Origin of the sequence: Schaalia sp. (assembly GCF_050312375.1) — a bacterium.
Classification (GTDB): domain Bacteria; phylum Actinomycetota; class Actinomycetes; order Actinomycetales; family Actinomycetaceae; genus Pauljensenia; species Pauljensenia hyovaginalis.
Map to the genome: position 1 here is coordinate 1 of NZ_JBNOYB010000024.1, position 20,758 is coordinate 20,758.

Consider the following 20,758-nt stretch of genomic DNA (forward strand, 5'->3'; position numbering starts at 1 on the left):
TGACCGATCGGTCAGCCCCGCCCCCGTTCCTCGCGCATCGAGCCCTACACGGCCTCGACCCTCATCTTCAGCGTGACCACCGTCCCGCCCTCGTCCCGGGGCGACCAATCGATCGATCCGTTGAGCTCCCCGCGCACCATCTGATGGACGATCTGCGTGCCCAGGCCCGACATCGGCGTGCCCGCTTCGATTCCCACGCCGTCGTCGGCGACGGTGATCACCATCGATTCGCCCTCCCTGCTCGCACCCACGACGATGCGGCCGTCGCGCCCCGCGAGACCGTGCTCGACCGAGTTCGCGACCAGTTCGTTGAGCACCGTCGCCAGGGCCTGGGCCTGATCGGCCGGGATCGTGCCGAAAGCGCCCCTCGTCACGACCTCGACGGCGTGCTCGGTCTGAGCGACCGCGCCCGCCATCCTCAGGATCGAACGCGCGACCTCGTCGAAATCGACGGCCTCATCGACGTTCTGCGACAGCGCCGCGTGAACGGTCGCGATGGCCTGAACGCGCCGCTCCGCCTCGGCCAAGGCGTCCTTGACGCCCTGCTGGTCCGAGCGCCGCGCCTGCAGGCGCAGGAGGGCCGAGACCGTCTGGAGGTTGTTCTTCACGCGGTGGTGGATCTCGCGGATCGTCGCGTCCTTCGTCATGAGCTCCTGCTCGCGGCGGCGCACCTCCGACACGTCGCGAGTCAGGATGATCGCGCCGAGCCGCTTGCGCCCTTCCATGAGCGGCAGGGCCCGCATCGTGATCGTCGACGAGTGAGCGGTGATCTCGGCCCGCCACGAGGCGCGCCCCATGACGACGACGGGCATGGACTCCTCGATCATCGTCTCGTCGCCGATGACGTTGGTGATCTCCTGGGCGAGCACCCTGCCGCGCACCGAGGTGCGGATGCCGAGGCGCCGCAAGCACGACATCGCGTTCGGCGTCGTCTGAAGGACGGCGCCTTCAGGATCGATCATGAGGACGCCGTCGAGAACGCGGGGCACGCCGTGCGCGGTGACCGTCGGCGTCGTCTCGTAGGGGTACTCCCCGCGGGCGATCATCTGGCAGAGGATGTCCGCCGCGGCGACGGTCCAGCCCTCGAATCCGAGGGACAGGCGCGGCGAGGACAGGTTCGATTCACGGGTGACGACGGCGATGATGCGTCCGTCGTGAAGGACGGGAACGCAGGACTCCATCATCGAGTAGGTGCCCGCCCAGTGGGCCGAGGGCGACTTGACGACCTGCCCCGTGGCGATCGCGCGACGCAACTCGACCTCGCGCGCGACGGGCAGCTGCAAGCCGATGATGTCGTCGACGTGGACCGTCGTGGAGGTCGCTGGCCGGCAGTGCGCCGCAGCGATGAAGCGATCGTCGTCGGTGGAGAGCCACAGGACCAGATCGGCCGCCGCCAGATCGGCGAGCACCTGCCAATCGGCCAGCAGAAGATGCAGCCACTCGATGTCCTTCTCGGACAGGGCGTTCCTCGACGCCTCCTCCGCCAATTGCGTCAGGCTTCTCATAGGATCAACTCTAGTGCGATGCGCGGGCTCGAAGCGTCCCGCCCGTCGCCCCGCGGATCGTTCCCCGAAGGAAGGAAGGCCCATGAAGTTCTCCGAGTCCTTGCGATACCCGATGCCGCCGGAGGACGTCGAGCGGATGAGCCTCGATCCCGAGTTCGTCCGTTCGCGCTTCGCCGCGGCGGGCCTCGACCCCGAGATCCTCGTCGAAGGACGCGCGCTTCGCGCGAGTGCGAAGCTCGATCCCGCAGCACTTCCCCCGGCGGCGCGGGCCTTCGTTCCGGCCGATGCGCGCGTCCGTTTCCGGGAGGAGTGGAGCGACGAGGGCGGGGCGCGCAGGGCGCGCAGCGTGCTCGAGGTGACGGGCGCGCCGGTGAAGCTCGAGGCGCTCTCGGTCATCGAGGCTCAAGACGCCCTCAGTTCGCGCAGCCTCGAGGGGGAGCTGTCGGTGAGGATCCCCTTCTTCGGCGGGCGCGTGGAGAAGGAGGCCCTGTCGAGGGTGTCGCTCGTGCTCGACGCCGAGGGCGATCTGGCCCGGGCGTGGCTGGCCGCCCGTGGCGCCTGAGGCGCTTTGGCGGGAGAATCGCACTATGACTGACACGAATCCTGTGAACGCACCCGCTCCGGCGCCGAATCCCGCCCTCTTCCTCGAGCGCCAGGGAGTTCGCCAGTACGTGGCGAGGAATCCCCGCGGCGCCGAGGTCCTCGTCGGCGACGGGCCGGGCCGTTTCTCCCCGGGCGAACTGCTCAAGATCGCCCTGGCGGGCTGCAACGCGATGTCGAGCGACAAGCGCCTGGCCGATCGTCTGGGCGAGGATTTCGCCCAGCTCATCGGCGTCGCGGGCGAGTACGTCGAAGGAGAGGACCGCTACGCCTCCTTCGACGTGGAGCTCATCCAGGACCTGTCCCCCGTGGACGCGCAGGAGCGCGCTGCGATGATCCGTCGTGCCGAGGGCGCGATCGACCGCAATTGCACGATCGGGCACACGCTCGTCGCTGGCGCGACCTATCGGAAGATGTTCACGGATGAGCCCGTCGAGGAAGCCTGAGGCCTCGCTCCTGCGGATCCCGGCGCGCGCCTGGGCCGCGGCCCTCGAGGTCGAGCGCGCTTCGACCAGGGCGTCCGCCGAGCGGCTCCGCGCGGCTTTCCCCGATGCGACTCCGGCGCGCCTGGTCGAGATCGCGAATGCGCGTTTCATCCGACGGGCGTCCGGCGAGTCGGCGACGGTCGGCGCGGTCGCCGCTTGGCCGGGCATGGGCACCGCCCTGAGCGCGGGCGCTTCGGGGGTCCAGTTCCTCGCCTTCATCGCCGAGGCCGCCCACCACTGCCTGACTGTCGCGCATCTGTACGGCCTGGATCTGAAGGATCCCGCGAAGCGGACCGGCCTGGTCCTGGCGGCCCTCACCGGGTCCTTAGGGGCGCAGGAGATCTCCATGAGGACGGGGGTGCAGGCCCTGGCGTGGTTCTCCTCCTCCTTCGTGGACGTGAGGACGATCTCCGCCCAGAAGGTCAATGAGATTCTTCTCAAGCGCTTCAAGCGGACGGCCCAGTCGAAGTTCGCCGCATCGACGATCGGGCGCCTGGCCCCCTTCGGGATCGGCGCGTTCATCGGCTGGAAGGCGGGGTCCTCCCTCGCCCGCTCGACGGTCGACGGGCTCATGCTCGCCCTCGGCCCCGCACCCGCGTCCTTCGCGCCCGAGCGCGTCGTCGACGTCCTGCCTCTGGGCGATCCCGAGGACTCCCGGATCTTCGAGGCCTACGCCCTCGACGCCGCGGCGGCCGACGAGCCGGATTCTTCCGGACGGGGATAATGGAAGCGAAGCTGGAAAGACGATAGAGGAGGCTTTCCCCGTGACCGAAGCGGACCGGCAGTACGAGGATCTGCTCGCGCGGATCATGTCCGAAGGCGTATTCAAGGGCGACCGCACGGGCACGGGCACGCGCTCGCTCTTCGGCGCGCAGCTGCGCTACGACCTGTCGAGGGGATTCCCCCTTATCACGACGAAGCGCGTCCACCTCAAGTCCGTCATCGGCGAGCTCCTGTGGTTCCTGCGCGGCGACTCCAACGTCCGTTGGCTCCAGGACAACGGCATCCGCATCTGGAACGAGTGGGCGGACGAGGACGGGGAGCTCGGACCGGTGTACGGGGTGCAGTGGCGCCGCTGGCCGACCGCCTCGGGCAAGGAGATCGATCAGATCGCGAAGGTCGTCGAGACCTTGAAGTCGGACCCGGATTCGCGGCGAATGGTGGTCTCGGCGTGGAACGTCGGGGCTTTGCCGGACATGGCCTTGGAGCCCTGCCACGCCTTCTTCCAGCTCTACGTCGCCAACGGCCGCCTCTCCCTCCAGCTCTACCAGCGCAGCGCCGACATGTTCCTCGGCGTTCCTTTCAACATCGCCTCGTATTCGCTGCTCACGCACATGTTCGCCCAGCAGGCGGGCCTCGAGGTCGGGGATTTCATCTGGACGGGCGGCGATTGCCACATCTACTCCAACCACGTCGACCAGGTGACCGAGCAGCTCTCACGCGAGCCCTACCCCTTCCCGAGGCTCGACCTGAGGAGGGCGGACTCGATCTTCGACTACAGCTTCGACGACGTCGTCATGGACGGCTACCGGCATCATCCGACGATCAAGGCGCCGGTGGCCGTATGACGCGGATCGCTTCGATCTGGGCGCAGGACCGGCACGGCGTCCTCGGGACGGGCACGGGGATGCTCTGGCGCGTTCCCGCTGATTTCGCGCATTTCAAGCGCTCCACCATGGGGTGCCCGCTCATCATGGGGCGACGCTCCTGGGAGGCTCTGGGCGGTGCGCTGCCCGGGCGCACGAACATCGTCTTGACGCGTTCGCCGGGCTACGAGGCCGAGGGCGCGGCCGTCGTGCCGACGATGGACGAGGCCTTGGCACTGGCGCGTCGCATCGCCGCTTCGACCGGTGCGCCCACGATCTGGATCGCGGGCGGAGCGCAGGTCTACGCGGACACGATGGACCTGGTGGATGAGTTGGTCGTCACCGATCTCGATCTTGATGTCGCAGCGCTTCATCCGGGCGAGATAGTGGTTCGGGCCCCCGGGATCCCGGCCGGGATCTGGGTCGTCGACGCCTCCCGCTCGGATGCCGAGTGGGCGCCGAAGTCGGGGGATGCCCGATGGCGCGTCACCACCTACGTTCGGCGCTGAAGGCGCGGCACCGCGCCCGCTCTTTTCGCCCTTCTGATGCGGACGTCTGCCCTTCCTTCTGATGAGGGGGAGTTGCGGGGCGGGGAGGGCTCGCATCCTCCCCGCCCCGGCTCATCCGCCCCGTGAAAGGAAACAAGCGGGGCGGAGTCCTTTATGCGCGCCGGGCGGAGCGACGGCCGTGGAGGGCGGCTCCCGCCAGGAGCAGGACGAGGGCTGCAAGTCCGATCCTCGCGTCGATGCCGGTCCGGGCCAGTGCCTTCTCGGAGGCCGCCGAGGAGGAGGTGACGGCTCCTCCGCTCTCCTGCTTCCCCTGCTTCCCGTCGGCACCGCTCCCGCCCTCGGACGGGGGCTCACTCACCCGTAGGGCCATGATGTGGGCGGAGTGGGCGTAGCCCTGCTCGTCCTTCGCCTCATCGTCGATGACGCCGTCTGCGCCGATGGCGAGGCTCGGGGCGCCGAGGAGGTCTCCGACGAAGGCGATCGAGCGGCCGAAGCGCGCGCGTTCTCCGGCGGATTCGATGATTTCGGCCTCGACCTCGTCGATGGAGCGCACGGGGACGCTGAATTGGTCGGCGGAGAAGAGCCGGGCGCGCCCATTCGTGTTCTCACCCCAGGCCCCGAGCGCGACGAGCGGCGGCTGCTCCGCGCGTTCCAGGGCGTCGACGGCGTATCCGAATCCGATCCCCTCTTCGCCGGACCTCCCGGTGATGACGCGCACGCGCTCCGATTGCGCGGCGGCGTCGAGCGGGGAGATGACGAGATCGGCGACCGGGGTTCCGACGGGCGTCTTGCGCCCCAGGACGAGGGCGACTCCCCCGCTTCCCTGATGGAGCAGCTGTCCCCCGTCGAAGCCGATGAGGAAGTCGCCGACTCCGTCGCCGTCCGCGTCGCCGAGCGGGGCGATCGAGTTGCCCGCGCCGAGGCGGTGGGAGCGGTCGAAGGGCATGCTCAGAACGAATCCTCGTCCCGCTTCCCCGGCTCGGACCTCCGGTGAGGAGTCGCCGTAAACGACCCAGGCCATTCCGGGCATGACCCATTCGTCGTTGCGGTGCTGGAAGTCCGCGATGACGAAGTCCTCGACGCCGTCGGCGTTGATGTCGCCGACCGGGGTGAAGGCGTTCATCGTGTGCCCCTCGGGGGTGTGGATCTTCTTGATGACGGCTTCATTGGGCGCTTCGAGATTCTTGAGGTCGATCGTGGCGCCGTCCTTCTTGCCCTTGAGGATGTAGGCGGTTCCGCGTTCGGAATCGCCGGTCCCTAAGGCGTAGGCGGCGTTCGCCACGACGAAGCCGAGGTCGGCCAGACCATCATTGTCGACGTCCCCGACGCGGCTGATCTGGAATCCTCCGCTGCCCTTCTCGGGAAGGTCCACGGCCCAGCCGTATTCGGGTTTGAGGGCGTTGAGGTCGACTTCCCGCAGATGCCCTCCTCCGAAGATCACCCAGACTTTGGCGGTGGTGTGGGATCCGAAGGCGATGTCGTCGATCCGGTCCCCGTTGACGTCGCCGAGGCAGGCGACGGACAGGCCGACGGCGGAGTCGACGGCCGGATCGGGGGTCCGCTTCGGGCCGTTGATCGAGATGGTCTCGTCGGAGGGAAGCTCCTTGCCGGGGGTTCCGCCCGGGATGATCTGGATCTGGCCGGTGACGTTGAAGACCCAGCCTTTCGTCGGGGTGCTCTCGGCGTAGAAGGGGTCCCATTTCCATTCGGAGCGCACGACGTTGCCGGAGATGATGTCGGCCTTCCCGTCGCCGGTGACGTCGCAGCGGCCTCGGGCCAGGGAGGAGCCCAGTCCGGAGGTGAATTCGCCGAGCCAGATCTTCTTGGCGTCCGTGTCGAGCGGGGAGAGCGCGGCTTCGGCCGTGGGTGCGGGGGGCTCGGGGATGGGGGCGACGATGGGCTCGTTCTCGTCGTGGGTCGGCTCCGACTGGCGGCTCATGTCGACCGTCCAGACGTCGACTCGATTCGTCGAGTCAGCGGTGTAGAGGCCGACGAGGGGGTCGTCGCCCCTTCGGGGGATGATCCCGACGCGGCTGCCCGCATCGCCTTCTCCTCCTTCGGCGGAGGCGATGGTCGCCATCTGCCCCGAGGGGATGTCGGTGATGCCCTGGCCCGTGTTGTAGTTCCTGTTCAGGGCCTTTTCGGAGATGATGACGCCCCCGGTGTGCTCGGGGTCCTGGGGGTGTCCGACGAGGAGGGCCCCGGCCTCCGTTCCGCCGTCGATCCAAGCGAGGGAGGCGCCGAGGCGTCCTGCGCTTCCCCGCAGGAGCAGGAATCCGGCGTTCCCTCCGAGTTCATTGACGACGGGCGAGGAGTCTTGGGAGGAGGTCGTGACCGTGATGCTCCCGCTGTCGGGAGTTGCGACGAGGGCGACCGCCCCTCGCCCTCCGTTGGCTCCGGGGGCTCCGATGGCGAGGTTCGGCGTTCCATCGCCGTCGAGGTCCGCGATGGCGGCGAGTGAGGCGCCGAAGGCGGTGTCCGCCGCTTCCGCCTTGTCCTCGATGCGGATCGCCTTGTCGGTGAATTGCGCGCTCTTGGTGGCGGCGGAGGCGACGAAGACGGTTCGGCTCGCGGGTGATCCGATGGCGTAGTGCCCGCGCGCGGTTTCGAGGGCGACGATGCTCAGGCCCTGCGATCCGTCGATGGTCCACGTCTGGGGATCGGTCTCTGACAGGCCCACGGATCCGCCGTTCGACAAAAGGGGCTCGATCTTCACGACGGAGACTCCCTTCGCCGTGCCGATGGCGATGCTCGGCGAGAGGGCGTTGCGCGGTCCTCCGGCCAGTGCCGTGATCCGCTCGCCGATGTCGATCGTCTTGACCAGAGCGGGGGCGCTCCCATCAGTTCCCGAAGCGTAGAGGTAGACGCGGCTCTGATCGGCCACGCCGATCATGGCCGATCCTTTCACAGCGCCCGGAAGGCAGGTAACGAGCTTTCCGAAGCCCTGGGAGCCCTCGGGTCGCGGGACGGTCACGAGCTCGTTCTGCTCGGCCAGCGTCCGCGTGACTTCATCGGCGGGATCGCCGTAGGGGATGTATCCGAGGACGTGGAGGCCCTCTTCGTTGGCGAAGACGATGTCGGGAAGGCCGTCGGCTGTGGCGTCGCAGCCGATCGGGGTGAAGGCCCCGGCATCGGTGTAGGTGACGCGGTCGGTCTTGCGGATGATGTCGCCGTAGCGGGAGGTGTGGATCCAGGACCATCGCAGGGAGTCCGAATCCGATCCGGCCGCGCGCCTTTCGGGGTCCGCATGGGCGGGGGCCGCGGCGATCGTCGTCATGACGGCGGCTGCGAGCGTCGCGATCGCGATGGTGATGGGCGATTTCCGTCTCTGCATGTATCAATCCCCTCGATCAACTTAGGTAACCCTATGAATACTGAGGGGACACTTCATCATTGTCCAGAGATGGATCTCACAAGATCAAAAGCGCTTTCCGGATTCCCCCGGACGCCGAGGACGATCAGCCCTCAGAAAGGGAGCGGACCCGGATGCGCCTCCCGTCCCAAGCGGCGATCACGAACCGCTCCGAAGGCGTAGGGGTCCACCGGCCGATTCTTCTTCGCCAATCCGGCGACGACAAGCAGGTAGGACGAGACGATGAGTTCTTCGAGTTCCTCGGCCGGCAGGCCGGGCCGCCCCTTCGTTGAGGGGAGCACCGTCACCCAGTGCGTCTTGTTCATGTGGTACCCGGGCACGACGTTGTCGAAAGCGCCGACCAGCGCCCGCCCCTCCCGAGGCTCGACCTTGAAGGTCGCCATCTGAGGCCCTGCCGACTGCGTCAGGAGGAGGAACACCTTCCCGACGACCTTGTACACCTCCCAGTCGGGCCCGAAAGGGTACGTGAGTTCAGATTGGGGCAGTTCGAGGGCGGTTTCGTCCGCTATGCGATGAAGCTCGGCGCCGCGCATGGATCTCTCCCTCCAACGATGTCCTTCTGGTCTCACGGTAGTCGCCGGTCACGATGGAACGAAGAGCAACGCTCGGCCCGCTCCTCGCGAGCGAAAAGGGGGCGACCGATAGAATCTGGCGGTGCCCTCAGATCCGACGCTCGACCCGCGACGCACGCCCTCCTCTCCGAGCCCCAGCCGCAGGATGCCCCTGAATCCGACGCTTCGCGCATTGCTGGCGATCGTCCTGTTCACATACACGGCTCAGAACATGCTCAACGCGTCGATCGCTCCGCTGTCGCGCGCCCTGGACATCCCCGGCTGGGTCGTCGGCGCCGCGGTCTCCCTGGCGGCGGTCACGGTCGCCGCCCTCAGTCAATTCTGGGGGAGGCGGTCGATCTCCTGGGGACGGCGCAGGGTCCTCCTGACGGCCCTGCTCCTCGCCTTCATCGCAGGCTCGCTCTTCTCCGGGGCCGTCCTGCTCCGCTCTTTCGCCCTCGTCGGCCCCCTGGCAGCGGGAGCCGCCATCATGATCGCGCGCGGCCCCTTCTTCGGGGCGGCGGTCGCCGCGATCCCCCCGACGGGCCAGGCGCTCATCGCCGAGGCGACCCCCGATGAGGCGGCCCGTGTCGCCGGCATCTCAGCCTTCTCGGGCGCGGTTCAGCTGTCGATCATGATCGGTTCGCTGATCTCTTCGGCTCTGGGCGCATGGTGGATCTACGGGCCCGTGCATGCGACCCCGGTGTTCATCGCGATCGCCCTCGTCATCGGTCTTGCGACGATCCCGAAGGACGGGCCCGCCCGCGCTGCGCGCGGATCCGCCGACGCCGCCTCGGAGAAGGCGCCTGCGGTTTTGCCGCCGAGGGTCCGATGGGCCGATCCGAGGGTGCTCCCCTGGATCCTCGGCGTTTTCGGGATCTTCTTCGCCAACGGGGTCGTGCAGATCACCATGGGTTTCCTCGTGCAGGATCGGATCGGCTTGGACCCACAGAAGACGGTGAGCGTTACCGCCCTCATGCTCCTCGCGAATGCTGCGGGCGGGATGCTCATGCAGCTGCTCGTCGTGCCGCGAGCGGCTCTTGCGCCCAAGCTCCTCCTTCGTCTCGGCATGACCTTGGGATTCGTCTCGCTCATCGCACTGAGCCTCGTTTCGTCGGCTCCCCTCCTGGCTCTGTCGACCTTCGCCTTGGGCGCGGCCAGCGGCTTGGCCTCCCCGGGCTTCTCAGCGGGAGCCTCCCTGGCGGTCAGCGATGCGGAACAGGGCGGAGTCGCGGGCGTCGTGAATGCGACGGGCGCCTTGACCTGGATTTTCGCACCCGTCATCGCGACCACCCTGTACGGGTGGCATGCCGCTTCGCCCTTCCTCGTCTCGCTGGGCCTGTTCACGATCTCCCTCGCCTTCGCGTGGCGCGTTCGCGGCGGCGAGGACGAGGCCCGCTGAGGACCGCCACAGCGCCTCCCCGGGCAGCGGCGCCTCCTTTCGCGCTGCCGAAAACGCGGGGCTCGAATACTCTCGAAGACGGCCCGCCCGCGCCGAGGACGCCCGCCCCCTCTTCTCAGGAGGAGGCCCCGCCCTCGGCGATGGACGGCCGGAACCGGAAGACCGCCTGCGAAGGAGGAGCACGCATGGCCGCTACTCGTACAGAAACCGACTCGATGGGCGCCGTCGAGGTCGCCGCCGACCGCTACTGGGGCGCGCAGACCGAACGCTCCCTCCACAACTTCGACATCGGTCGCGACACCTTCGTCTGGGGGCGCCCGATGATCCGCGCCCTCGGCGTCCTCAAGAAGTCCGCGGCCCTCGCGAACGCCGAACTCGGCGAACTGCCCGCCGGCATCGCCGAACTCATCGCGAAGGCGGCGGACGAGGTGATCGCGGGCGACCTGGACGACCACTTCCCCCTCGTCGTCTTCCAGACGGGGTCCGGCACCCAGTCGAACATGAACGCGAACGAGGTGATCTCGAACCGGGCGATCGAGCTCGCCGGGGGCGCCCTCGGATCGAAGACGCCCGTCCACCCGAACGATCACGTCAACCGAGGCCAGTCCTCGAACGACACCTTCCCCACGGCGATGCACATCGCCGTCGTCTGCGAACTCGCCGCGATGTATCCGCGCGTGCGCCGTCTGCGCGACACGCTCGACCGGAAGGCGAAGGAGTTCGACGGGGTCGTCATGGTCGGCCGCACGCATCTCCAGGACGCGACGCCGATCCGCCTCGGGCAGGTGTTCTCCGGTTGGGTCGCGCAGATCGACTTCGCCCTCGACGGCATCGCGTACGCGGACTCGAGGGCCCGCGAGCTCGCGATCGGAGGCACGGCGGTCGGCACGGGCCTCAACGCCCACCCGGACTTCGGCCCCCTCGCCGCGAAGAGGATCAGCGAGGAGACCGGCATCGAATTCACTCAGGCCGACAACCTCTTCGCCGCCCTCGGCGCGCACGACGCCCTCGTCCTCGTCTCCGGGGCCCTGCGCGTCCTCGCCGACGCGCTCATGAAGATCGCGAACGACATCCGCTGGTACGCCTCCGGTCCGCGCAACGGCATCGGCGAACTCCTCATCCCGGAGAACGAGCCGGGCTCGTCGATCATGCCGGGCAAGGTCAACCCGACCCAGTGCGAGGCGATGACGATGGTCGCCACGAAGGTCTTCGGCAACGACGCGACGGTCGGTTTCGCCGGCTCTCAGGGCAATTTCCAGCTCAACGTCTTCAAACCGGTGATGGCGTGGGCCGTCCTCGAGTCGATCCGCCTCCTCGGGGACGCGTGCGTGTCCTTCGATGAGCACTGCGCATACGGGATCGAACCGAACACGGAGCGCATCGAGGCGAATCTGTCGACGAACCTCATGCAGGTCACGGCCCTCAACCGGCACATCGGCTACGACGCGGCCTCGAAGATCGCCAAGCACGCCCACCACGAGGGCCTATCGCTGCGCGAATCGGCGCTCGAGCTCGGTTTCGTCACCGCCGAGCAGTTCGACGCCTGGGTCGTGCCCGCCGATATGACGCATCCGAGCGCGGCGGAGGAGTAAGGGGAGGCGTAAAGGAGAGGCGGTCGCCCCGCCTCTCAGTCGTCGTCCTCATCGTCGTCCTCGTCGATCTCGAGTTCGGGCACCTCGGCCCGCGCCTGTTCGAGGACCTCCTTCGCGGCGCGCGCGTTGATGAACGCCATGACGACGCCGACCAGGACGTCGGGCCACACGCTCGGCGCGAAGAGGGTGACGACGCCGGCGCAGATGATGAGCGCGTTCGCGAGGACGTCGTTGCGGGCAGCGAGCCACGCGCCGCGGACGAGGGCGGAGCCGGCGCGCCGCAGCGACATGAGGAGGAGCGCGCAGGCGAGGTTGATGCCCAGGGCGATCGCGGCGGTGATCGACAAGGTGAAGGGCTCGGGCGGGACGCCGCTGATGACCTTCCAGATCGCCGTGCCGAGGGCGGCGACCGCGGGGATGAGGATGAGGCCGGCGAGCCACACACTCGCCCTGCGCCGCGATGCCACCGACCATCCGAGGGCTGCGAGGACGAGTCCGTTGATGAGGAAGTCCTCGAGGAAGTCGGCGGCGTCGGCGAAGAGGGACGCGGACCCGATGAGGGATCCGACGAGGATCTCCATCACCATGCCCGCGAGGTTGAGCAGCGCGACGATCGCGATGATCCGCCTCATCGGGCCGGTGTATTCATGGGCTTCTTCGCTGCGGGGTTCTGCGGTCGACACGAGGATCAAGTGTGGCACGCCCGCGGGCACGAAGGCGAGGCCGCGGCCAACGTCGCCCAGCGAGTCGGCGCGGATCCGACTCAGGTATGGGCGAGCTTGCGCATCGTCTCCTTCCATGCTTTCGCTTCGTCGGAGCGCCCGAGCGCTCGCTCGATCAGCTCCATGGGATCGCACGCGGCATGTGGAGGCCTCTCTTCGCGCGAGTCGAGCTCGACGAAGGGCGACCGTCCGAGTGCACGTCGTTCCTCCGCAGCGCGGAGAGGCGATTCCGATGCCTTCGCGCCCGTATCCCGTTCCCTTCGAGCCGCGCGCCGGGCTCGCGTCGAGCCTTTCCTCTTCGCGGCGGACTTCGACGACTTCCCCTCCTTCGTATAATGCTCGAGATACGCGCTCCAGTCAGGCAACGGCGCCTCGTCATCGATGAATCCGGCGAGAGCCTCTTTCACGAGCGGGTCCTGAACGACCTTGCTGATGAGCTGACGAACACGTTCACGGGTGATGCCGAAGCGCCTGCCGATCTGATCGAGAGTCCATTCCTCGCCGTCATAGGCGCCGAAGCGCATCCGCACCATCTCGTACTCCCGCAACGAGAGCGACGGAGTCCATCCGATGCAGCGTTCGAGCATTGACCAGATCTCGGATCGAAGAAGCTCCTCGTCGAACTCGCCGATGGTGTCGCGCTCCTCGGGAATCCCCTCCCACCATTCTTCGCCGGGATCCGGACTGGTCGCGTCCCCCAGGCTGATCGGCTCGGCGACGACAGCGTGCAGCGACTCGTACTTCTCACGGTTCATATGCTCGAAGACCGAATCGGGAAGCATATTGGCCGGGCTCGCCCAGTCCTCGTTGATCGCATCGAGGAGGTGCTCGGTCGCACGGATCGAGGTCATCTGATGGACGGGAATCCGAATGAGGCGCGCCTCATCGTCGCTTCCGCGGCCGAGGGATTGCCGGATCCACCAGACCGCGTAGGTCGAGAACTTCCCCCTGCCCGGTTGGAACTTCTGAACGGCGCGCATGAGGCCGAGCATTCCGTGGCTCATCGCGTCGTCGTACTCGAGTCCTTTACCGCGGCGCAGGACGACGGAGCGGACGAGGCGGATGTTGGAGCGGACGAAGATATCGGCGGCCGTGGCCGTGCGTTCGATCATGCCCCGTCCTGAGCGCGTGCGCCTCAGCCCTTCGTCTCGCGCGACGGCGATCCCCTCTTGGATGAGCCGCGCCAGTACTTGTTCCTCCGTCGCCGTGAGAAGTTCGTGGAGGAGCATATCCGCAGAGAGCCCGGGCAGCCTGAGGGCTTTGAGGAGGATCCAATCCCAGTCCGAGACTTCTGCATACTCCTTCTCCCGGGTCTCCCGGGCGCACTGGTCGGGGGGCTCCTCGTCCCAGGCCGCTCCCTCGTCGAGGCTCGCCTGTTCCTCATCCCCGCTCAGTTGCATGCGCGGTTCTTCCTTGAACCACCAATCGGCTTGCAACCAAGCGCTCGTATGCTCAAGGTCCGTTTCAGTCACCTCTTCATCGCCGCACCGGGACCACGGCATCGACGGGCAGGCTCACTCCTGAGTCATCAGGAACTCCATGCACCTGCACGCCGTGATCCGGATCGGATACGAACTGCTCCGTCGAAGGCTTCCTTCATCACCTCTTCATTATGACGAGGCCCACATGCATCTCCAGCACGACGTGAAGAAGACGAGCGCAAGAACGGCGGTGGAATCTAGCCGAGCTGCACCGCCAGCACGCCGAGGAGGACGAGGAGGACGCCGAGCACCTGGAGGGGCGCGACGGACTTGCGGGGCGCCAGGAGCCACCCGAAACGGTCGATGAGAAGGGAGGATGCCGAGGTTCCCGCGTAGGTCGCAACATTGGCGGGCCCCGCTCCGATCGTAGGGACGGCGAAAGTCGCCGTCGTGACGAAGACGGCGCCGAGGAGCCCGCCGAGCCACATCCACCACGGCCCGCCCGCCGTCCGCTCGGCCTCGGGCGCCCCGCGCGAGCCGATCGCCTGGATGCCGACGACGAGGGCGAGGGCGAGCGCGCCCGTGAGGAAGGAGATGAGCGCCGCCACGAAGGGCGCGTCGATCTGCCTGCCGAGGGCGCCGTTCACCGCGCCCTGGATGCCGCCGCCCGCGCCAGCGACGAGGAGCAGGATGCGCCAGGACCACGGGTGGGCCGTTCCGGGAAGGGGTCGAGCACTCCCCCGCTCGGCGTCAAGGTGTTCCGCCCTCGTTGCCCGGGCGAGCCCGCCTGAATCCGAACGGCCGAGGACGAGCGCCCCGGAGGCGGCGGAGACGCCGATGAGCACGCCGAGGGCGCCGAGGAGGCGCAGGAGGGAGAGGGGGCGTTGATCGACGCCGAGCCAGCCCGCTGCATCGACCCCGATGGAAGCGGTGACGGAACCGAGCAGGGGCCATAGCGCCGTTTCGATCGAGCCGAGGCGGGGGAAGGCGAAGATGCTGGAACTCGCGATCGCCGCGCCGAGGATGCCGCCCAGCCACATCCACGCAGGGGCGCGTGTCGCTTCGGCGAGGTCTGCGATGACGTTTGCCGGCCCGAAGACGAGCAGGACCACGAGGACGAGGACGAGCGCGCCCGTCGAGAAGGAGACGAGCGCCGCCCTCAGGGGCGATCCGACGAAGCCGTTCAGGCGAGAGTTGATCGCCGTTTGAAGGGGCGGGAGCAGGCCGGTGAGCACCACGATGAGGAGGACGAGCACCTGCCGAGCCTACAGCGGGGACGACTCGGGCAACCCTGCCTTTCACGACAACTTGCACCTTGAACAGTTTGTCAGCATCTATCGGGTGTTGGACATCACATATTTGCGACGGAGGGCGAGGATGCACATCCGCACGAGCCACAACGGCTCTCTCACAGTCACGCCATCGGAGGAGCGGCAGCAGGTCATCGCCTACCTAACGCAGCACGACGCAGTCGTCGAGTTCGACTACGAGTTCGACTCCGAGCGCTTCATCACCCTCACTGACATCGTCATCGCAGACGGGCTTCTCGATAGCGTGCTGTCGGGATACACGTGCGAACACGAGGTGACCATCGACATGACCGTCGACTATGCGGACGAACTCAACACCGGTCACAGACGTGCGACCATCACCGTCGAAGACGGAACGACCTCGGTCGAGGTCATTGAAGCCGACGATGAATGCGCCTCGGTCGGGGCGTACTACCGCTTCGGCTACGAGGGAATGGCCGAGGACTTCGTCGATTTCACGGCCGAGGGGATTCAGCAGGCGATCGATGCCGAACTGGTGGACGTGGAGGAGGGTTTCAACAGCGAGGCCTTCGCCGATTTCGTCGGCGACACGCAGTCTATTCGGGTCTCCTCTGGTTCGACAGCGCGGACGAACTCGACGAGGGTTCTGAGCTCTACACGTACCGCACGCTCTTCTACGACTACCTCGAGTCGTTCAAGGACCAGGAGAAAACGCAATGAACTACACAGAAGTGGCCTCGGCATTCTCTGAGGCCATCGAGAGCGCCTGGTACCGCTCCGTGCAGGTTCATGGCCGACATCCGCAAGAAGACGGATGAGTCTTTCATCACCGGAGGATTCGCTTTCCTGTATGGAGGTCCGGACACGACGGAGGACGTGAAAGGCACGCGCTACGACAAGCTCACGCTGACTCCGAATTTCACGGCCGCATGGACCCTCGCAGCGGACGAGGAGTCCGAGTTCGCTGCAGATGAGGACGATCTCGACGACGATTCACGCAAGCGCTACGAGAAGGACTACCTCGCCCAGGGCGCCGAAGAAGCTCGGAGCACCGTCGATACCGACGCCCTGGTCGAGGCGATCCAGGCGCACTCCCCTCACCTCACTGCGAGCACTATTCGGGCCTTTGCTCGCGACGTGCTTGACATCCGACGGATCCCGCTGATCGCCGATCACACTCCGTCACAAGCCTTGCGTCAAGCCGTCCAGACGATCTGGGAGCACATGACGGATTCGGCCTATGACCCCGCGATCAGACCGCAAAAAGCGCGCCTCGCATTCACAGACGAGGACCTGCGCAGAGAGTACGGGCACTGTGATCTCGACCTCTACCGCACGGGGAAGGGGCAGGGGCTGCGCATTCTCGGGCACGAGGACATTCCGACGCAGGAGCCCCACGGCCTGCTGTGCCTTCAGGGCAAGGCTTCGGAAGACAAGTTCACGCACTGGTTCGGACGGATGAAGGACGAGTCCCCGCGGGCGTTCGCAGCCCTGCGGAACGGCCTGTCGTCGCTTGCCGACTGGGGACTCGCGAAGGACGGAACGCTCGAAGACTCGACCAAGATGTCCTCGGCGATTCGCATGCTGATGGCGGAAGTCGTCAAGCGCTCCTGATAGGACGCTCAGGGCGAGCTGAGCGCGAGCCGCTGCCCGCACCGGGTGCGGGCGCATTTCCGCCCTCCGTCCCGTGGTACCGCAACGGCGCCTCGAAGGAAATCCCTTCGAGGCGCCGTTCGAGCAGAGCCGGCCGCGTCAGTCCCGCGTGAGGGTCTCGAGCTCAGTCTTCGGATCAGAGCCGCCGGCGATCTTCTGAAGCACTGCGCCGAGATCCTCCTGGAGGGAGTCCCAACCCGGGACATTCAGTTTCCGGGCGTACGTCGCCGATGCGATGGCGTCTTCAACGAGCTTGATGGATTCCTTCGCGATGGTCGGCTCATCGTCCCCGACCTCGATGGAGACCTCGGTGGAGGCGGGGAATCCCTGGAGGGTGTTGACCCACAGCTGCTGGCCGGTGCCGGTGGCGAGGAATTCTGCGAATTTCGCCGCGGCTTCGAGTTCTTCGCCTTCGAGCTCGTCTGAGAGGGCGAGTGCGAAGTCGACGCCCGTCGTCACGCCCGCGTCCTTCTCGCCCAGTGTCGGGAACACCGCCATGCCGATCTCGTCCTTCTCCGCGGCGCTACCGGGCTGCTCCTGGTCTGGTCCGACCATGGACATGCCGACGTGCCACGATCCGGTCGGCATGGCGATCGCCTTGCGCGCGAGGAAGAAGTCGTCCCGCGCAGACGGGTAGGTGGTCGTGGTCAGTGCTGCTTTCTGGAAGACCCCGTCGCTGAACAGCTTCTGCCACGCAGTCGCCGCGGAGACGAGTGAGGGGCTGGACCAGGGGATCTCGCCCGCCGCGGCCTTGTAGATGTCTCCGCCGTCACCGTATTGGTTGGACAGCCAGACGAAGAAGTCGACGTCGTGCCAGCTATCGGCAGCGCCCATGGCGAAGGGCGAGTACCCGGCATCGGTGGCGGTCCGGGAAGCCGCGACCAGTTCCTCGTAGTTCGTCGGCAGGGAGATGCCGAGCTCGTCCATGAGCGTCTTGTTGTACAGGTAGAACTCCTGGGAGCTCATGAGGACCGGCACGCCGGCCAGGACTCCGTCGGCGGTCGTGGTCTCCTTTTTGGCGGGTTCTTGAATCTTCCCGATCCAGTCTGCGCCGTACTCCTCGACGGGCTTGGCGTACTGGGCGTAGTCGTCGAAGGAGGAGCCGACCTGGATGCCGTAGATGTCGGGGACTTCGCCGGCGAGGATCTCGTTGTCGAGGTTCGTCCGGTAGGTGTCGTAGTCCTCCTCCCGGTTGAAGGTGATCGAGATGCCCGGGTTCTCCTTCTCGAAAGCGGCGATGAGTTCGGGCCACTGGGTCTGCGTGGGGATCCAGGTGTGGAAGGTGAGGGCGATGGCATCGCCCTCGGCGCCCTCCCCCGCGGCGTCGGCGGACTGACTGCCCTTGGCGCATCCGGCGAAAAGGAGCGTGCTGGCAAGGACGAGGGCAGTGCCCCGAGCGAGTTGCCTGCGTTGTACCTTCATTGCGATTCTCCTTGGTTGTGTTGCAGGGTTGTGAATGCTCATGCGGGTCCTCACGCCTTTTCACTCCCGCGGATGGACGTGAGGGCAAGTCCCGAGATGACGACACCGGAGAGGTCCAAACCGAGGGGGGCATCGTCACCCGCCATGCGGACATCAAGGTGCTGGGCCCCCGTCGCGCCCGGAGGCGTGCCTGCGATCTGGTGCCCTCCGGCCCAAATGCGAGCATGTGACTCCGTGCCCATGACGACGAGGTCGAGTGCGAGTCGCCACTGCCGCATCGAGGAGGCGATGGCGAGGAAGGCGCTCCCCGAAACGCGAAGCCCCGACTCGTGGAGCTCGATACCTCGAGCCCCTCGCGAAGGCGAATTGCCGTCTCCGTCGTTCTCGCCTCCACATCCGAGCGCCTTCAGCAGGCGCGCAATCGCGGCTCCTTGAGCCGGATCCCAGTCGATGTGCTCAGTCAGAGCCGCGAAACCGAGCTCGAGTTGCGTGTACTGGGAGACGAGTGACACCGAGGCCGGGGTGAGGCCGCCGGTGTGAGTGAAGTTGGCGATCGTCTGTCGTCCGCAGCGCACCTGGAGGTCTCCAAGACGACGGTCGATCGTCAGGGCCTGCCAGCACCGCAGGTCGATGCCTGAAAGCGCTTCTTCCTCACCTCGGATGAGGATTCCGCCGACTTCGTGATCAACCCTGACGGTATTCATCGCGACGTTGATCCAGACGGTCCAGGACTCGTCGGCTGTGCGCATGACCTCAAGACCGAAGACGGCACCCATATCGCTGTGCGGCACGCGCAGGTCGATTTCAGCCCGGTACGGGCCGATGCCGTCAGCGAGCGGGATGACAGCTCGTGCCGCTGAATCCGTTCGACGGATGCCGTCGATTCTGATGTCGGGAAGCGCAGGCGCGGGCCGGGCAGTAGAGCTCGGTCCATCGCATTCGAGGCGCCCATTGGCGAATTCCAGCGGATCGATCCGCATCACTCGCTGCTCGACACCGGGCGTGAGGGGTTCATGGGCGCTGCGGCCGTGGTAGACGATCCAGGGATCGACGAGATTGGGGGCGAATGTGATCGAGTTGTGGCCCGTTCCTTCGACATCAGCGCTTCGTCGCAGAATCGGGGCGTACGTGGAGTCGTCGGGCTGCTTCGTCCACCTAAGCGCTTCGATCGGAGCGACGAGGTCGGCCGAGGTGACTCCGACGAAGTAGTCCTCCCGCACGTAAGCGTTCCCCGAGTACGTCATGTACGCGCGGTCCCTGTAGGTGACGTATGTCGATCCTTCGATGGTGTGCCAGTTCCGGCCATCGCCGAATCGGTTCTCGGCGAAGATCTCTTCATCGAGGGTGGGTACTATGACGGGACGCGGTGCGCCAGCCAAATGCATCATGTCGTTCATCCGATCGAGAACGACACAGGTACCCGCCCGTCCGGTGGAGGCTCCGACGGCATCGTTGGTGGCGTAGAACATGAATGCGTCGCCTTGTTCGTCGATGACGACGTCCGCATCGATGCAGAAGGTGTCCGCCATGACTCGTTCGAAGCGGAAGGGCCCGAGGGGGTCGTCGCTCGTCGCGACTCTCATCCGTTGGAAGTGCGGGTCGTCGATGTCGGCCGGACGCGTGGAGACGTAGAGGTAGAAGATGCCGTTGCGATAAACGACGCATGGCGCCCAGTAGGCTCGACTGCCGCTTTCTTGGAAGCACAGTCCTTCATCGCGCCAGGTGACCAGGTCTGGCGAGGTCGAGACACGCACACCGGATTCGTCGGTGCTGTAGCAGTAGTACGTCCCGATGTATCGAAGGACGTAGGGATCGGGGTTGGTCGGGGTCGGACCGGAATAGGAGACGGGATTGGTGTACTGCATGTTCATGCTTTGACGGCTCCTGCGGTGACGCCGGACTGGAGGTAGCGCTGGCTGACGAGGTAGACGACGAGGGTGGGGAGGGTCATGAGAATGAGGCCCGAGTACAGGACGGAGATGTCGCCTTGACTCATTCGGTCGGTTTGCAGGAGCGATATCGCACGTGTCACGGGGAACAGCTCCGGACTCTTGAGGAGGAGGAGCGGGAGGAGGTACTCATTCCACGTATAGACGAAGGAGAGGACCGAGACCGTGGCGAGTGTCGGACCGGAGATCGGGACGAGGACGGTCCTCAGGATCCGGAAGGACCGGCAGCCGTCGAGCAGTGCCGCTTCGATGAGCTCATCAGGCAAGGAGTCGAAGTGGGTCTTCATGATGACGAGCATTTGAAGGGCGTTGAAGGCGATCATCGGGATGATCACGCCCAGTTGGGTGTCGCGCAGTCCGGCGTTGTTGATCGTGGAGAACAGCGGGGTGACGACTGAGGCGATGGACACCGCCATGCATGCGATGAGGAGGTTGTAGATGAGGGCCCGTCCTCGGAAAACCATTTTGGAGAAGGCGTAGCCGCCGAGAGTGGAGAAGACGACGATGCCGGCGGTGGCGGCGAGGGCCATGATGAAGGAGTTGGCCACGGCTTCCCAATAGTGGAAAGTCTCGTGGTTGAGCACGAGGCCGTAGTTGCCCCATCCGCCCACTGCGATCGACTTGTACAGGGCGAGGGCGATCGGGTAGAGCCAGATCACGGCCATGAACAGGAGTGCTGCGTACTTCGCTGCGGTTGCGAGTCGATTGGCGCGCATG

The 20,758-nt window shown here is 66.5% G+C and carries 18 protein-coding genes; 9 read left to right on the forward strand and 9 right to left on the reverse strand.

The window, feature by feature from the left end:
• Nucleotides 1-44: 44 nt before the first annotated feature.
• On the reverse strand, nt 45-1,505 hold the full coding sequence (locus tag ACQY7V_RS01415; protein WP_154476615.1) for a sensor histidine kinase: 1,461 nt from the start codon (nt 1,503-1,505) through the stop codon (nt 45-47).
• Nucleotides 1,506-1,587: 82 nt separating this feature from the next.
• On the opposite strand from ACQY7V_RS01415, the gene ACQY7V_RS01420 reads away from it, so the two are divergent.
• Genes ACQY7V_RS01420 through ACQY7V_RS01440 form a run of 5 tightly spaced genes read left to right on the forward strand, consistent with a single transcriptional unit; the run spans nt 1,588 to nt 4,685 of the window.
• The gene (locus tag ACQY7V_RS01420; protein WP_428638556.1) at nt 1,588-2,067 is read left to right on the forward strand and encodes a DUF2505 domain-containing protein; all 480 of its coding nucleotides are present in this window, start codon (nt 1,588-1,590) and stop codon (nt 2,065-2,067) included.
• Nucleotides 2,068-2,092: 25 nt separating this feature from the next.
• Nucleotides 2,093-2,551, forward strand: a complete 459-nt coding sequence (locus ACQY7V_RS01425) for an OsmC family protein (protein ID WP_184453271.1) — start codon at nt 2,093-2,095, stop codon at nt 2,549-2,551.
• A complete protein-coding gene (locus ACQY7V_RS01430) occupies nt 2,529-3,314 on the forward strand; it encodes a VPDSG-CTERM exosortase interaction domain protein (RefSeq protein WP_184453273.1) in 786 nt (261 codons plus the stop codon). The genes ACQY7V_RS01425 and ACQY7V_RS01430 overlap by 23 nt, the downstream gene beginning before the upstream one ends.
• 40 nt (nt 3,315-3,354) lie before the next feature.
• A complete protein-coding gene (locus ACQY7V_RS01435) occupies nt 3,355-4,158 on the forward strand; it encodes a thymidylate synthase (RefSeq protein ID WP_428638558.1) in 804 nt (267 codons plus the stop codon).
• The gene (locus ACQY7V_RS01440) at nt 4,155-4,685 is read left to right on the forward strand and encodes a dihydrofolate reductase (protein ID WP_428638560.1); all 531 of its coding nucleotides are present in this window, start codon (nt 4,155-4,157) and stop codon (nt 4,683-4,685) included. The genes ACQY7V_RS01435 and ACQY7V_RS01440 overlap by 4 nt, the downstream gene beginning before the upstream one ends.
• A gap of 151 nt (nt 4,686-4,836) precedes the next feature.
• Here the strand turns inward: ACQY7V_RS01440 and ACQY7V_RS01445 are convergent, their stop codons facing one another.
• Nucleotides 4,837-8,019 carry a hypothetical protein gene (locus tag ACQY7V_RS01445; RefSeq protein ID WP_428638562.1) on the reverse strand — a complete coding sequence of 1,061 codons (3,183 nt, stop codon included), beginning with the start codon at nt 8,017-8,019 and terminating at the stop codon, nt 4,837-4,839.
• A 131-nt stretch (nt 8,020-8,150) separates the two neighbouring features.
• On the reverse strand, nt 8,151-8,591 hold the full coding sequence (locus ACQY7V_RS01450; RefSeq protein WP_428638564.1) for an MmcQ/YjbR family DNA-binding protein: 441 nt from the start codon (nt 8,589-8,591) through the stop codon (nt 8,151-8,153).
• Nucleotides 8,592-8,775: 184 nt separating this feature from the next.
• On the opposite strand from ACQY7V_RS01450, the gene ACQY7V_RS01455 reads away from it, so the two are divergent.
• Complete coding sequence (locus ACQY7V_RS01455; RefSeq protein ID WP_277299265.1) at nt 8,776-10,011, forward strand: MFS transporter; 1,236 nt, start codon at nt 8,776-8,778, stop codon at nt 10,009-10,011.
• A 185-nt stretch (nt 10,012-10,196) separates the two neighbouring features.
• Nucleotides 10,197-11,603, forward strand: coding sequence for a class II fumarate hydratase (fumC, locus tag ACQY7V_RS01460; protein WP_277299250.1), 1,407 nt, complete (start codon nt 10,197-10,199; stop codon nt 11,601-11,603).
• 35 nt (nt 11,604-11,638) lie between these two features.
• On the opposite strand, the gene ACQY7V_RS01465 is transcribed toward fumC, so the two are convergent.
• The 3 genes from ACQY7V_RS01465 to ACQY7V_RS01475 all read right to left on the reverse strand — a co-directional run bounded on the left by ACQY7V_RS01465 (nt 11,639) and on the right by ACQY7V_RS01475 (nt 15,002).
• Nucleotides 11,639-12,286: a cation transporter gene (locus ACQY7V_RS01465; protein ID WP_277299249.1), complete on the reverse strand. Its 648-nt coding sequence runs from the start codon at nt 12,284-12,286 to the stop codon at nt 11,639-11,641.
• A gap of 80 nt (nt 12,287-12,366) precedes the next feature.
• Complete coding sequence (locus ACQY7V_RS01470) at nt 12,367-13,725, reverse strand: sigma-70 family RNA polymerase sigma factor (protein WP_428638566.1); 1,359 nt, start codon at nt 13,723-13,725, stop codon at nt 12,367-12,369.
• Between the two features lie 278 nt (nt 13,726-14,003).
• Nucleotides 14,004-15,002, reverse strand: coding sequence for a DMT family transporter (locus tag ACQY7V_RS01475; protein WP_428638568.1), 999 nt, complete (start codon nt 15,000-15,002; stop codon nt 14,004-14,006).
• On the opposite strand from ACQY7V_RS01475, the gene ACQY7V_RS01480 reads away from it, so the two are divergent.
• Both ACQY7V_RS01480 and ACQY7V_RS01485 read left to right on the forward strand, forming a co-directional pair.
• Complete coding sequence (locus tag ACQY7V_RS01480) at nt 14,974-15,768, forward strand: hypothetical protein (RefSeq protein ID WP_277299246.1); 795 nt, start codon at nt 14,974-14,976, stop codon at nt 15,766-15,768. The genes ACQY7V_RS01475 and ACQY7V_RS01480 overlap by 29 nt on opposite strands.
• Nucleotides 15,769-15,806: 38 nt before the next feature.
• Nucleotides 15,807-16,631 (forward strand): hypothetical protein, encoded by an 825-nt coding sequence (locus tag ACQY7V_RS01485; protein WP_428638571.1) that lies wholly within the window; start codon nt 15,807-15,809, stop codon nt 16,629-16,631.
• Nucleotides 16,632-16,769: 138 nt separating this feature from the next.
• On the opposite strand, the gene ACQY7V_RS01490 is transcribed toward ACQY7V_RS01485, so the two are convergent.
• From ACQY7V_RS01490 to ACQY7V_RS01500, 3 genes are read right to left on the reverse strand one after another with little or no spacing between them, the layout of a single operon-like run.
• Nucleotides 16,770-18,092, reverse strand: coding sequence for an ABC transporter substrate-binding protein (locus ACQY7V_RS01490; RefSeq protein ID WP_277299244.1), 1,323 nt, complete (start codon nt 18,090-18,092; stop codon nt 16,770-16,772).
• A gap of 50 nt (nt 18,093-18,142) precedes the next feature.
• Entirely contained in the window at nt 18,143-19,963 is a 1,821-nt protein-coding gene (locus ACQY7V_RS01495; protein WP_277299243.1) for a glycoside hydrolase family 43 protein, read from the reverse strand.
• Nucleotides 19,960-20,757 carry a carbohydrate ABC transporter permease gene (locus ACQY7V_RS01500; RefSeq protein WP_277299242.1) on the reverse strand — a complete coding sequence of 266 codons (798 nt, stop codon included), beginning with the start codon at nt 20,755-20,757 and terminating at the stop codon, nt 19,960-19,962. Before ACQY7V_RS01500 ends, ACQY7V_RS01495 begins: the two co-directional genes overlap by 4 nt.
• Nucleotide 20,758: the final 1 nt, after the last annotated feature.

Bases quoted from the DNA above. Each gene is read 5' to 3' on its own strand.
- ACQY7V_RS01415 (WP_154476615.1), bottom strand. From the start codon at position 1,505: ATGAGAAGCCTGACGCAATTGGCGGAGGAGGCGTCGAGGAACGCCCTG.
- ACQY7V_RS01420 (WP_428638556.1), top strand. From the start codon at position 1,588: ATGAAGTTCTCCGAGTCCTTGCGATACCCGATGCCGCCGGAGGACGTC.
- ACQY7V_RS01425 (WP_184453271.1), top strand. From the start codon at position 2,093: ATGACTGACACGAATCCTGTGAACGCACCCGCTCCGGCGCCGAATCCC.
- ACQY7V_RS01430 (WP_184453273.1), top strand. From the start codon at position 2,529: ATGAGCCCGTCGAGGAAGCCTGAGGCCTCGCTCCTGCGGATCCCGGCG.
- ACQY7V_RS01440 (WP_428638560.1), top strand. From the start codon at position 4,155: ATGACGCGGATCGCTTCGATCTGGGCGCAGGACCGGCACGGCGTCCTC.
- ACQY7V_RS01445 (WP_428638562.1), bottom strand. From the start codon at position 8,019: ATGCAGAGACGGAAATCGCCCATCACCATCGCGATCGCGACGCTCGCA.
- ACQY7V_RS01450 (WP_428638564.1), bottom strand. From the start codon at position 8,591: ATGCGCGGCGCCGAGCTTCATCGCATAGCGGACGAAACCGCCCTCGAA.
- ACQY7V_RS01455 (WP_277299265.1), top strand. From the start codon at position 8,776: ATGCCCCTGAATCCGACGCTTCGCGCATTGCTGGCGATCGTCCTGTTC.
- fumC (WP_277299250.1), top strand. From the start codon at position 10,197: ATGGCCGCTACTCGTACAGAAACCGACTCGATGGGCGCCGTCGAGGTC.
- ACQY7V_RS01470 (WP_428638566.1), bottom strand. From the start codon at position 13,725: ATGCAACTGAGCGGGGATGAGGAACAGGCGAGCCTCGACGAGGGAGCG.
- ACQY7V_RS01485 (WP_428638571.1), top strand. From the start codon at position 15,807: ATGGCCGACATCCGCAAGAAGACGGATGAGTCTTTCATCACCGGAGGA.
- ACQY7V_RS01490 (WP_277299244.1), bottom strand. From the start codon at position 18,092: ATGAAGGTACAACGCAGGCAACTCGCTCGGGGCACTGCCCTCGTCCTT.
- ACQY7V_RS01495 (WP_277299243.1), bottom strand. From the start codon at position 19,963: ATGAACATGCAGTACACCAATCCCGTCTCCTATTCCGGTCCGACCCCG.
- ACQY7V_RS01500 (WP_277299242.1), bottom strand. From the start codon at position 20,757: ATGCGCGCCAATCGACTCGCAACCGCAGCGAAGTACGCAGCACTCCTG.